General features: G+C 61.5%; 12 protein-coding genes. 10 read left to right on the top strand and 2 right to left on the bottom strand.

The window, feature by feature from the left end; all coding sequences use genetic code 11:
* From V7D69_RS14250 to gatB, 5 genes are all read left to right on the top strand, one after another.
* On the top strand, nt 1-83 hold an 83-nt coding region (locus V7D69_RS14250; protein ID WP_333606131.1), incomplete at its 5' end, for an Asp-tRNA(Asn)/Glu-tRNA(Gln) amidotransferase subunit GatC.
* 121 nt (nt 84-204) lie between these two features.
* The gene (gene gatA, locus V7D69_RS14245) at nt 205-1,692 is read left to right on the top strand and encodes an Asp-tRNA(Asn)/Glu-tRNA(Gln) amidotransferase subunit GatA (protein ID WP_324064507.1); all 1,488 of its coding nucleotides are present in this window, start codon (nt 205-207) and stop codon (nt 1,690-1,692) included.
* A 97-nt stretch (nt 1,693-1,789) separates the two neighbouring features.
* Nucleotides 1,790-2,101 carry a type II toxin-antitoxin system PrlF family antitoxin gene (locus tag V7D69_RS14240; protein WP_324064506.1) on the top strand — a complete coding sequence of 104 codons (312 nt, stop codon included), beginning with the start codon at nt 1,790-1,792 and terminating at the stop codon, nt 2,099-2,101.
* A complete protein-coding gene (locus V7D69_RS14235; RefSeq protein ID WP_333606128.1) occupies nt 2,098-2,502 on the top strand; it encodes a type II toxin-antitoxin system VapC family toxin in 405 nt (134 codons plus the stop codon). Before V7D69_RS14240 ends, V7D69_RS14235 begins: the two co-directional genes overlap by 4 nt.
* A gap of 2 nt (nt 2,503-2,504) precedes the next feature.
* Nucleotides 2,505-4,004 carry an Asp-tRNA(Asn)/Glu-tRNA(Gln) amidotransferase subunit GatB gene (gatB, locus tag V7D69_RS14230; protein WP_324064504.1) on the top strand — a complete coding sequence of 500 codons (1,500 nt, stop codon included), beginning with the start codon at nt 2,505-2,507 and terminating at the stop codon, nt 4,002-4,004.
* Nucleotides 4,005-4,029: 25 nt separating this feature from the next.
* Here the strand turns inward: gatB and V7D69_RS14225 are convergent, their stop codons facing one another.
* Nucleotides 4,030-5,049: a 2-hydroxyacid dehydrogenase gene (locus V7D69_RS14225; RefSeq protein ID WP_324064503.1), complete on the bottom strand. Its 1,020-nt coding sequence runs from the start codon at nt 5,047-5,049 to the stop codon at nt 4,030-4,032.
* 79 nt (nt 5,050-5,128) lie between these two features.
* Between V7D69_RS14225 and V7D69_RS14220 the strand changes: the two genes are divergently transcribed.
* Entirely contained in the window at nt 5,129-5,602 is a 474-nt protein-coding gene (locus V7D69_RS14220) for an SH3 domain-containing protein (protein WP_324064502.1), read from the top strand.
* A gap of 57 nt (nt 5,603-5,659) precedes the next feature.
* On the opposite strand, the gene V7D69_RS14215 is transcribed toward V7D69_RS14220, so the two are convergent.
* Nucleotides 5,660-6,853 carry an acetyl-CoA C-acyltransferase gene (locus V7D69_RS14215; protein ID WP_324064501.1) on the bottom strand — a complete coding sequence of 398 codons (1,194 nt, stop codon included), beginning with the start codon at nt 6,851-6,853 and terminating at the stop codon, nt 5,660-5,662.
* A gap of 403 nt (nt 6,854-7,256) precedes the next feature.
* Between V7D69_RS14215 and ndhC the strand changes: the two genes are divergently transcribed.
* The 4 genes from ndhC to V7D69_RS14195 form a co-directional block, all read left to right on the top strand.
* Nucleotides 7,257-7,631, top strand: coding sequence for an NADH-quinone oxidoreductase subunit A (gene ndhC / locus V7D69_RS14210; protein ID WP_324064500.1), 375 nt, complete (start codon nt 7,257-7,259; stop codon nt 7,629-7,631).
* Nucleotides 7,632-7,681: 50 nt separating this feature from the next.
* Complete coding sequence (locus tag V7D69_RS14205) at nt 7,682-8,203, top strand: NuoB/complex I 20 kDa subunit family protein (protein ID WP_333606130.1); 522 nt, start codon at nt 7,682-7,684, stop codon at nt 8,201-8,203.
* Between the two features lie 8 nt (nt 8,204-8,211).
* Nucleotides 8,212-9,027, top strand: a complete 816-nt coding sequence (locus V7D69_RS14200; protein ID WP_333606127.1) for an NADH-quinone oxidoreductase subunit C — start codon at nt 8,212-8,214, stop codon at nt 9,025-9,027.
* A gap of 2 nt (nt 9,028-9,029) precedes the next feature.
* On the top strand, nt 9,030-10,032 hold a 1,003-nt coding region (locus tag V7D69_RS14195), incomplete at its 3' end, for an NADH-quinone oxidoreductase subunit D (RefSeq protein WP_333606129.1).

Below are 10,032 nucleotides of genomic sequence, written 5' to 3'. Positions count from 1 at the left end.
GCGGGGGCATCCGTGACAAAGTGCTGGGCAATGCGCCGATGGCCGAACACGGCTTCTTCGGCGTGCCTAAGGTGATTGAGTGAGCGGGCCTCCGTTCACGCCAAAGGTTCGTCATCCCCGCGACGGTGGGGACCCCGCTTTTCTTTTGATCCGTAGCCGGCAACGCGGGGCTTCCGCGTTCGCCAGGGCGACGGGAGGTTTGTAATGACGCAGGAATTGACCGAACTCGGTGTAGCCGCCATTCGCGGCGGCGTGGCCAAAGGCGATTTCACCGCCGTTGAAGTGGCGAAAGCGTTTAACGCCAATATCGCCGCCGCGCAGGAAGCGTTGAACGCTTTCATCGTCGCTACACCGGAAAAGGCGATCGAAGCCGCCAAGGCCGTCGATGCCAGGCGCGCCGCCGGTGAGACGCTGGGCAAGATGGCCGGTGTTCCGATCGGCATGAAGGACCTGTTCGCGACGAAAGGTGTTCAGACGACGGCGGCCAGCCACATCCTCGAAGGCTTCAAGCCCGAATACGAAAGCACTGTCAGCCAGAAGCTGTGGGAGGCCGGTGCGGGCATGTTGGGCAAGCTCAACCTTGACCAGTTCGCCATGGGTTCTTCGAACGAAACGAGCCACTTCGGCAACGTGGTCTCGCCTTGGCGGCGACCGGACAGCAACGCCGCGCTGGCCCCCGGCGGGTCTTCCGGCGGCAGTTCGGCGGCGATCTCGGCGCGGCTGTGCCCGGCCGCGACCGGCACGGACACCGGCGGTTCAATCCGCCAGCCCGCGGCGTTTACAGGCATCACCGGTATCAAGCCCACTTACGGCCGCTGTTCGCGCTGGGGCGTGGTCGCGTTCGCCAGCTCGTTGGATCAGGCGGGCGCGATGGCGCGCGACGTGACAGACTGCGCGATCATGCTGGAGGCCATGGCTGGGTTCGATCCCAAGGATTCCACCAGCCTCGATATGCCGGTGCCTGAATGGACCACGAACCTTTCAGCCGGCCTTAAAGGCAAGAAAGTCGGCGTTCCACGCGAATACAGGGTGGACGGCATGCCCGCCGAGATCGAGGCGCTCTGGGAACGGGGCATGGCCTGGCTGGAAGACGCAGGCGCCGAAGTGGTGGACGTGACGCTGCCGCACACCAAATATGCCCTGCCGACTTACTATATCATCGCTCCAGCTGAGGCGTCGTCCAACCTCGCCCGCTATGATGGTGTGCGCTATGGCCTGCGTGACCTGCCTGACGGCGCCAACCTCCAGGATATGTACGCCGCCACCCGCGCTGCCGGCTTCGGCGCCGAGGTGAAGCGCCGGATCCTGATCGGCACGTATGTGCTCTCTGCCGGCTTCTACGACGCCTATTACACGCAGGCGCAGAAAGTTCGCACGCTCATCAGTCACGATTTTATGGGTGCCTTCCATGAGGTGGACGTGCTGCTGACACCCACCGCGCCAAGCGCAGCCTTCGCGCTCGGCGAGAACGTGGACGATCCGCTGAAGATGTACCTCAACGACGTGTTCACCGTGCCTGCCTCGCTCGCGGGCCTGCCGGCGATGTCAGTGCCTGCCGGGCTGGATGCGCAAGGGCTGCCGCTGGGCCTGCATCTGATCGGCAAGCCATTCGACGAGCAGGGCGTGCTGAATGCCGGGCTGGCGATCGAGCAGAGGGCCGGATTTGCGGCCAAGCCGGAGAAGTGGTGGTAGGATGAATCTGACTACAGAGTCAGGTAATCGGGCCCATGTGTTGGACGGATGGATGTTGGTTGACGGTAATACCAGAAAGGCGTAATACCACCATATCATGAACATCCACAGCCCGCCACAACGCTACAGTTCGCGCTTGACCAGCAAATACCAGGCTACGATCCCGCAGGCGATCCGTGACGCTTTGGGGTTGAAGGCTGGCGATCTGGTCAGCTTTGTGATTGGTTCCAATGGTGATGTTGTTCTGGGCCGGGCAACCGACGATGCCCAGCGCGCCGAACGGGCGGAACGTTTAGCAGCAGGTGTGCGCGAAGCGCGGCGCAAGTTTGCCGCCGAGAATACTCTACCCGAGGGCATGACCAGCGAATTATGGCTCGAGCTGATGCGAGGGCCTCCGGCGGAAGTATGATTGTCGATTCCAATGTCGTCATCGATGTTTTGCATGGCGTCGGCGAACGCAGCGAAAAAATCATCCAGAGTTACATTCTTCTGGCTTCGCAGCGATCGCCGACGATCAATCCGGTGATTTTCGCTGAAACCGCCTGGGGATCGCCTAGCCTTGCCGCTTTCGAAGAACGGTTGGTGGAGCTTGGCTTGAAAGTGGAGCCGTTCGACAATGCCGACGCCTTTCGGGCCAGTGTGGCCTTTGGGGCCTATCGCCTGAACGGCGGACCACGCACAACGATTTTGCCCGATTTCATGATCGGCGCACAGGCCGCTAATCGCGATTGGCCCATTCTAACGAGTGACCGCAAGCGCTTTGAAAGCTATTTTCCCGAAGTCGAGTTGCTTGATCCGCTGGAGTTCTGACATTGACTGAATCCACATACCGCATCCAGGGCGCAACCGGCGAATGGGAGGTCGTGATCGGCCTTGAAGTCCATGCGCAGGTCACCTCTAATTCCAAGCTGTTCTCCGGTTCGGCGACGGCGTTCGGGGCGGAGCCCAATTCACAGGTCAGCCTTGTTGATGCGGCGATGCCGGGGATGCTGCCGGTGCCCAACAAGGAGTGTATCCGTCAGGCGGTGCGCACCGGCATGGCGATCAACGCGCAGATCAACAAGTGGTCACGCTTCGATCGCAAGAACTACTTCTACGCGGACTTGCCGCAGGGCTACCAGATCAGTCAGCTCTATCACCCGTTGGTGGGCGAGGGTGCGATCGAGATCGCCGTGGACGACAAGGACCCGGAAAACACCAAGACCATTGGTATTGAACGTATCCATGTAGAGCAGGATGCGGGCAAGCTGATGCATGACCAGCACCCAACGATGTCTTATGTCGATCTCAACCGCTCGGGCGTGGCGCTCATGGAGATTGTCAGTCGGCCGGATATGCGTTCTCCTTCTGAGGCAGGGGCTTACCTCTCAAAGCTGAGGACGATTCTGCGCTATGTCGGCTCGTGCGATGGCAATATGGATCAGGGCTCGATGCGGGCTGACGTCAATGTGTCGGTACGCCGACCCGGCGAGCCCTTTGGCACTCGTACCGAGACCAAGAATGTCAACTCGGTGCGCTTCGTCATGCAGGCGATCGAGCACGAGGCGAACCGCCAGGTCGATGTGTTGGAAAGCGGCGGAAAGATCGTGCAGGAAACGCGCCTGTTCGATCCGAACACCGGCTCTACACGGTCGATGCGCAGCAAGGAAGATGCGCATGACTATCGCTATTTCCCTGATCCGGACCTGCTGCCGCTGGAACTGGACGACGCGTTCCTGGATGAATGCCGCAACTCCCTGCCCGAACTGCCCGATGCCAAGCGCCACCGCTATGAGACCGCCTTGGGCCTTTCAGCCTACAATGCTGGCGTGCTGACGGCGGAGGTGGAGACCGCGCGTTGGTTTGAGCGGCTGCTGAACGCTTGCGCCACAGCACAAGCAAAGCAGCCCGCAGAAGTGGCCAAGCAGGCCGCCAATTGGCTGATCTCCGAATTGTTCGGCGCGCTTAACAAGTTGGGTAAGTCGCTTGAGGAATCGTATGTAACTCCCGAAAAGGGTGCAGAACTTCTAGCCCTTGTGGGCGCTGGAACAATCTCCGGATCGATCGCCAAGCAAGTGCTGGAAATCATGCTGGAGACCGGCGACAGCGCTACCGCGATTGTCGAGCGCGAGGGGCTCAAGCAGGAATCCGATTCCGGGGCGATTGAGGCGGCGATCGACAACGTCTTGGCCGCCAATGCCGATAAAGTGGAGCAGTACAAGGCGGGCAAGGAAGCCTTGTTCGGCTTCTTCGTGGGTCAGACCATGAAGGCCATGCAGGGGAAGGCCAACCCGCAAGTGGTCAATGAGATCCTGAAGGCTAAGCTGGGCTGAACGGCTTCATCCGCCTTGCAGGTCATCAGGGCAGGTCGGGCAACACCTGGTCGGGCGGGCGATGCCCGTCCACCCAGAAACGGATGTTCGCGATCACCCGCTCACCGGCCGCGCCTCGCCCTTCGTAAGTGGCGCTGCCGAGGTGCGGCATGGCGACCAGGCCCGGCAGCTCCAGCAATCGCGGATCGATCTGTGGCTCACGGGCGAACACGTCGAGCCCGGCGCCCGCGATGCGCCCCTTGGATAGAGCGGCGATCAGTGCTTCTTCATCGATGATCTGGCCACGCGCAGTGTTCACGATGCAGGCGGTGGGCTTCATCAGCGCCAGTCGCCGCGCGTCGAACATCAGCCGCGTCTCAGGTCCGGCGGGGCAATGCAGGGTCAGGATATCGGCTTCCGCCACCAGTGCGTCGAGATCGGGCGCGTAGCGGGCGGAGAACATGTTCTCCAGCGCGCCCGGCAGGCGGTGACGATTGTGATATCGTATTTCCATGCCGAACGCCTTGGCCCGATGCGCCACCGCCTGGCCGATGCGACCCATTCCGACGATCCCTAGCGTCTTGCCCGTCAGAGAGTGGCCCAACATGGTAGAAGGAGCCCAGCCGGCCCACCGACCTTCGCGCAGTGTCCTGACGTTTTCGCTGAAACGGCGGGAGACGAGGATAATCAGCGCCAGCGTCATGTCGGCGGTATCGTCAGTGAAAACGCCCGGCGTGTTGGTCACAATGATGCGGCGGGCGCGAGCGGCGGCAACATCGATATGGTCGGTGCCGGCGCCGAAGCTGGCGATCAGGCCGAGCCCATCGCCCGCCTGCGCGATCAGTTCGGCGTCAATCACGTCTGTGACGGTGGGCACCAGAACGTTGCACGTCTGGATCGCCGCGAGAAGCTGGTCGCGCGTCATTGGCGTGTCGTAGGCGTTCAGAGTCACGTCGAACAACTCGGCCATGCGAGCTTCGATTTCCGGCAGCAGCTTGCGCGTGACCACCACGCGCGGACGCGGCGGGTGAGGGTGGGCGGAGATGTCGCTAGCCGATGCCGTCATGCTTTTCGCGCTATGCCTTCCACAGGGGGCCGGTCAAGAAGCCTTGAAGCCTTTGCGGCCAGCAGGGTAAGAATCCCTCATGATGCGCTTCCTGATGATATCGCCGTTGTTGGCCTTGTGCCTGTTCTCGGTTTCGGCACGGGCGGAGGATGACGACAAGGTGCCCTATTGGGCGTCGGTCGATGCCGATATCGCCAATATGCGCGTGGGGCCGGGCGATTCCTACAGGATTGATTGGGTGTACCGCCGTCTGCACCTTCCCGTCAAAGTGCTGCGTCGCGAAGGTCCGTGGCGCCTGGTGGAAGACCTCGATGGCACTAAGGGCTGGATGCGTGACCTGCTGCTCTCGCGTCACCGCGCAGCCATCGTGAACGGGGATGGGCTGATCGAGATGCATGCCGAAAGCAGCGACTCGTCCCGCATGCTCTGGCGGATCGAGCCTGGGGTCGTCGGCATGCTAGGTGACTGCAAGAATGGCTGGTGCGCGTTCGACGTGGAAGGCCACAAGGGCTTTGCGCGTCAAGACCGCCTCTGGGGCGCCGGCGCGCCATGAGCAAAAAGCCCCCGCCTTCGAGGGCGGGGACTTTTCGTCATCCGCTCGGGCGGACGGTCAGGCGAGTTCGATCGCCACTGCGGTTGCTTCGCCGCCGCCGATGCAAAGCGACGCGACACCCTTTTTCAGACCATTTGCTTTCAGGGCATTGATGAGAGTGACGATGATGCGGGCGCCCGAGGCTCCGATCGGGTGGCCCAGGGCGGTGGCGCCGCCATGAATGTTCACCTTGTCGTGCGGAATGCCGAGGTCGTGCATCGCGAACATGGCGACGCAGGCGAAAGCCTCGTTCACTTCGAACAGGTCGACATCCGAGAGTTGCCAACCGGTCTTTTCCATCAGTGACGTGATCGCGCCCACCGGTGCGGTAGTGAATTTGGCGGGTTCCTGGGCGTGCGCCGCTACGCCGACCACGGTGGCGACGGGCTTGAGGCCCTTGGCATCGGCGACGCTCTTGCGGGTCAGCACCAAGGCGGCGGCGCCATCCGAGATCGAGCTGGAGCTGGCAGCGGTGATGGTCCCATCCTTGGCGAAGGCGGGCTTCAACGTCTTGATCTTATCAGGATTGCCCTTGCCCGGTTGCTCATCGACATCGACGATCACCTCGCCCTTGCGAGTCTTCACTGTAACGGGAACGATCTCGTCCTTGAACGCGCCTGAGCCGATCGCCTCCACTGCGCGCCGCAGCGACTCGATGGCGTATTCATCCTGATTGTCACGAGTGAGCTGATACTCGTCTGCGGTGATTTGCGCGAAGGCGCCCATGGCGCAACCTTCGTAAGCGTCTTCAAGCCCGTCCAGAAACATGTGATCGTAAAGCGTGTCATGGCCGGCGCGCGCGCCGCCGCGATGCTTTTTCGACAAGTATGGGGCATTGGTCATCGACTCCATACCGCCCGCGATCACCAGATCGAGCGAACCGGAAGCAAGAGCTTCTGCGCCCATGATGACTGTCTGCATGCCTGAGCCGCAGACCTTGTTGACCGTGGTGGCCTGGACTGACTGAGGCAGGCCGGCCTTGATCGCCGCCTGGCGGGCAGGGGCTTGGCCAAGGCCAGCCGGCAACACGCAGCCCATGTAGATACGTTCGATATCCTCACCCGCGACTCCGGCGCGTTCGACCGCTGCCTTGACGGCGGTGGCGCCGAGGTCAGTGGCGGACACGTCGGTGAAAACGCCTTGCAGACCGCCCATGGGGGTGCGGGCATATGAAAGGATGACGATCGGATCAGAAGCCGAAATCTGGGCCATGGCGATGCCTTTTGAGCTGTTATGCGGGACAGGAGTTAATCGGATAATGTTGCAATGCGTCAAATGCAATGACGGAGCAGAGTCTGGTCATGGCTGCAATGTTCTCACCGCGGCGCTTTCCGCTTGCATCCTGATCCTCCTTTCCCACATGGGCACCGCAGTCGGGTCGTTCTTCGGATGCCGACCCGCAAGGCGCTCGACTGAGGCCGGCCGTGCCGCGCGGACAATCCCCTAGATTGCCTTGCGGTATGCGCTCGCCTTGTTGCAATGCAATGAAGTTCGGCTGAATAATCTACTGGACACCTTGCGGTGCCGTTGGGGCTGCCCTAAGAGCGCGCCCAACCGGGCGTGTATCCCTTCGAGGCGAGTCCGGCTGTCGCATCCGGTATGAGGCCAGAGACCATTGACTGATCTGTCACAATACCTGCCGATCCTGATCTTCCTGGCAATCGCCTTGCTGCTGTCGGCGGCCATAGTGTTCCTGCCGATGGGTGTCGCCAGGCTGACCGGCACGCATCAGCCTAACGCCGACAAGAACAGCGAATACGAGTGTGGGTTTCCCGCGTTCGAGGATCCGCGCAGCCAGTTTGACGTGCGCTTTTACCTCGTGGCGATTTTGTTCATCGTCTTCGATCTAGAGGCGGCGTTCCTGTTTCCCTGGGCCGTCTCGCTTAAGATGACCGGTTGGGCCGGCTGGGCGACCATGATGGTGTTTCTGGGCGAACTGGCGGTCGGCCTTGCTTATGCATGGAAGAAGGGAGCTCTGGACTGGGAATGAGCACCGCAGGCAATCTCGTGGGCGTGAACTCCGCCGCAGGACATCCTCTGATGCAGGGTGGCGCCGTGACGCCGCCCGATCAGGCGTTTCTCAATGATCTCAATCAGGAAGTTTCGAACAAGGGCTTTCTGGTCACCTCGACCGAGGAACTGTTTCAGTGGGCCCGAACGGGCTCAATGTGGTGGATGACTTTCGGCCTCGCCTGCTGCGCGGTGGAAATGATCCATGTCAACATGCCCCGCTACGATATGGAGCGCTTCGGCGCTGCCCCGCGTGCATCGCCGCGCCAGTCGGACGTGATGATCGTTGCGGGCACTCTGTGCAACAAGATGGCCCCGGCCCTGCGCAAGGTCTATGACCAGATGTCGGAGCCCAAGTACGTGATCTCGATGGGCTCCTGCGCCAACGGCGGCGGCTATTACCACTACAGCTATTCGGTGGTGCGCGGCTGCGATCGTATCGTGCCCGTCGATATCTACGTTCCAGGCTGTCCGCCGACTGCGGAGGCGCTGCTTTATGGCGTCATGCAGCTTCAGCGGAAGATCCGCCGCGTCGGAACGGTCGAGAGGTAAAGGCCAGCATGCCTGTTCTGCATTCCGCTCCCAAATTCGCCTCCAACGAAGGGGTGCTCGAAACGCTTTCCACCGCGCTCGGCGCGATGCTGGTTTCCGCCAAGGAGGAGTACGGCGAAATCGTGCTCACCATCGCGCGCGACCGGATCGAGGATGCGCTCAAGTTGCTGCGCGATGAGCACGAATACCAGCAGTTGATGGAGATGGCGGGGGTCGACTTCCCGTCGCGTGCGGAGCGCTTCGAAGTCGTCTACATGCTGCTTTCGTTGACGAAGAACCATCGTCTGCTGGTAAAGGTCAATGCGTCCGAAAGCACACCGGTGCCGACGGTGACCACGCTCTGGCCCAGCGCCGGGTGGCTGGAGCGCGAAGTGTTCGACATGTACGGCGTTATCTTCGCCGGTAATCCGGACTTGCGCCGCATCCTTACAGATTATGGCTTCGAAGGGCATCCGCAGCGCAAGGATTTCCCGCTCACCGGTTATGTCGAGCTGCGCTATTCTGAAGAGGACAAGCGCGTCGTCTACGAGCCGGTCAAGCTGGCGCAGGATTTGCGCAGTTTCGACTTCATGAGTCCCTGGGAAGGCGCGGACTACGTGCTGCCGGGTGACGAGAAGGCGGCTGAGCACGCTGCGCCGCCGCCGGTCGCTACCCCCAAGGTGACCGAGAAACAGGGTGTGAGCGGCGCCGGTGAGCCTACTAACGGCAAGGCGAAGGAACAGGTTTCTGACGGCTCTCCTGCTCAGAAGGATACCGGCAAAAGCGAGAAAGAAGCGCCTGCCGCCACGGACAGCCGCCCGCCGCATAAGGGAGACGCGAAGTGAGCATGCAGCTCGAACAGTCGCCCACCACCGAGGGCGAAGTCGTCACTAATTATACGATCAATTTCGGTCCTCAGCACCCGGCCGCGCACGGCGTGCTGCGCATGGTTATGGAGCTGGACGGCGAAGTGATCGAGCGGATCGATCCGCACGTCGGCCTGCTCCATCGCGGCACCGAAAAGCTGATAGAGCACAAGACTTACCTTCAGGCGCTGCCTTACTTCGACCGGCTGGACTACTGCTCGCCGCTCTGCATGGAGCACAGCTATGTCCTGGCGATCGAGAAGCTGCTGAACCTTGAGGTTCCGCTGCGCGCTCAGTACCTGCGCGTGCTGTTTGCGGAGCTGACCCGCATCTGCAACCACATGCTCAACATCGGCAGCCACGTGATGGACGTGGGTGCGATGACGCCGAACCTGTGGTTGTTCGAAGTCCGTGAGGATTGCCTCAACTTCTTCGAACGGGCTTCGGGCGCGCGTATGCATTCGGCCTGGTTCCGCCCCGGCGGCGTGCATCAGGACGTGCCGCTCAAGCTGTTGACCGATATCGCCGACTGGCTCGATACCCGCCTGCCGACCTTGTTCGAAGATGCGATGAGCCTGGTTGTCGACAACCGCATCTTCAAGCAGCGCAATGTCGATATCGCCGTTGTCAGCAAGGAAGACGCGCTGGCCTGGGGCTTCTCCGGTCCGATGATCCGGGCCGCCGGCATCCCGTGGGATATCCGCAAGAGCCAGCCTTACGATGTCTATGACCGGATGGATTTCGAGATTCCGGTAGGCACCAATTCGGACTGCTATGATCGCATGATGGTCCGCGTCGAGGAAGTGCGCCAGTCCGCCAGGATCATGAAGCAGTGCCTCGCGCAGATGCCCCAAGGCCCTGTCGCATCTGACGACCGCAAGGTGGTGCCGCCCAAGCGCGCCGAGATGAAGACCTCGATGGAATCGCTAATCCATCACTTCAAGCTCTACACCGAAGGCTTCCACGTGCCGGCCGGCGAAGTCT

The organism is Novosphingobium sp. (assembly GCF_036733805.1).
In the GTDB taxonomy this organism is placed as follows: domain Bacteria; phylum Pseudomonadota; class Alphaproteobacteria; order Sphingomonadales; family Sphingomonadaceae; genus Novosphingobium.
The sequence above is the reverse complement of the archived record's forward strand: the minus strand, read 5'-3'. Positions and strand labels throughout refer to the sequence as shown.

Bases quoted from the DNA above. Each gene is read 5' to 3' on its own strand.
- V7D69_RS14235 (WP_333606128.1), top strand. From the start codon at position 2,098: ATGATTGTCGATTCCAATGTCGTCATCGATGTTTTGCATGGCGTCGGC.
- V7D69_RS14200 (WP_333606127.1), top strand. From the start codon at position 8,212: ATGCCTGTTCTGCATTCCGCTCCCAAATTCGCCTCCAACGAAGGGGTG.
- V7D69_RS14205 (WP_333606130.1), top strand. From the start codon at position 7,682: ATGCAGGGTGGCGCCGTGACGCCGCCCGATCAGGCGTTTCTCAATGAT.
- V7D69_RS14225 (WP_324064503.1), bottom strand. From the start codon at position 5,049: ATGACGGCATCGGCTAGCGACATCTCCGCCCACCCTCACCCGCCGCGT.
- V7D69_RS14220 (WP_324064502.1), top strand. From the start codon at position 5,129: ATGATGCGCTTCCTGATGATATCGCCGTTGTTGGCCTTGTGCCTGTTC.
- V7D69_RS14240 (WP_324064506.1), top strand. From the start codon at position 1,790: ATGAACATCCACAGCCCGCCACAACGCTACAGTTCGCGCTTGACCAGC.
- V7D69_RS14215 (WP_324064501.1), bottom strand. From the start codon at position 6,853: ATGGCCCAGATTTCGGCTTCTGATCCGATCGTCATCCTTTCATATGCC.
- gatA (WP_324064507.1), top strand. From the start codon at position 205: ATGACGCAGGAATTGACCGAACTCGGTGTAGCCGCCATTCGCGGCGGC.